The 1,025-nt window shown below is 72.7% G+C and carries 2 protein-coding genes and 1 pseudogene; all 3 read left to right on the top strand.

Features of this window, described 5'->3' with window-relative positions:
- Positions 1 to 217 (top strand): annotated as a pseudogene (locus tag F0Q45_RS28290) (DUF4226 domain-containing protein); the annotation flags it as partial.
- 6 nt (positions 218 to 223) lie between these two features.
- Positions 224 to 547 carry a hypothetical protein gene (locus F0Q45_RS26175; RefSeq protein WP_149656613.1) on the top strand — a complete coding sequence of 108 codons (324 nt, stop codon included), beginning with the start codon at positions 224 to 226 and terminating at the stop codon, positions 545 to 547.
- Positions 548 to 614: 67 nt separating this feature from the next.
- Positions 615 to 938 carry a hypothetical protein gene (locus F0Q45_RS26170; protein ID WP_188113185.1) on the top strand — a complete coding sequence of 108 codons (324 nt, stop codon included), beginning with the start codon at positions 615 to 617 and terminating at the stop codon, positions 936 to 938.
- Positions 939 to 1,025 lie beyond the last annotated feature (87 nt).

Raw genomic sequence — 1,025 nt, 5'->3', positions numbered from 1 at the left:
TGCCGATCCCAGCCAGCTGGCACCCGGCCAGGTCGCCCAATTCAGGACGCGTGAACCGGTGATGTACATGGGCAATGGCAAGATCTGGCTGGACGGGCAGCTGCAGCCGCAGAGCGTGTTGCCCGCCGCCGACTTCCTGGGCTGGCTGGATCCCACCGGCCCCGCCGGCGGCGCGCCCGCCCCGGGGCCGCGGGTGCCGGCCGCGGCCGGGGCCTAGACCCCGATGACGTTCGACGCGGCCGCGGACAGCGGCGAGCACGACGAGTCCGAGCCGGTGGTGGAGTGCTCGGCCGACGGGGCGCTGATGATCGCGGTGGACTGGTCGGGGGAGCGGGTGCGGGTCCAGCTCGAGCCGGCGGCCACCCGCTCGTGGACAGCCGACACCCTGGCGGATCGGATCGTGCGGCTGCACCGGCTGGCGCTGATGCGGGCCCGCGCCGAGAAACGGATCCAGGTCAACGAACAGAGCGGGGCGCAGCTGCCGACGTCGCCGGGCTGGCCGAGTCGCGCCGAGGTCGACGAATACCGGCGGACCATCGACTTTTAGCGGGCCGTGACTGATGCGTAGCGGTCCGGGCCGTTGTTAGGATCTGCGCAAAAGACCAGTTCAGCAGGTGAGAGGGAGGGTCGCGGTGACCGAAGGCGTGGCGCTGGACGTCGACGAGTGGCACGAGCACGCCCGGTGGTGGGACACCGAAGGGCCCCGGGTGCGCGAGCAGCTCGGGGTGGATTCCGACACGCTGGCGCGGGCGGGGTCGATGTTCGGCAAGATCGGCTCGTCGACGGTGGGCGCGGCGCTGCAGGAGGTGCTGCAGGCGCGGGCGGAGGCCGGGCGGTCGCTGGGCCAGTACTGCCAGGACGTGGCCGGCCACATCCGCTCCAGCCTGGATTCCTACGCCCAGACCGAGGCGGGCAATCAGCGGACGCTGAGCACCTAGCGGGGCGCGGCGGTGGCGGAGTCCCTGCGCGTCGATCCGGCCGCCCTGAGGGCGGCCGGATCGCTTGCCGATGCCGCCTGCAGCGGT

The organism is Mycobacterium simiae, from assembly GCF_008370645.1.
Lineage (GTDB): Bacteria > Actinomycetota > Actinomycetes > Mycobacteriales > Mycobacteriaceae > Mycobacterium > Mycobacterium simiae_A.
The sequence above is the reverse complement of the archived record's forward strand: the minus strand, read 5'-3'. Positions and strand labels throughout refer to the sequence as shown.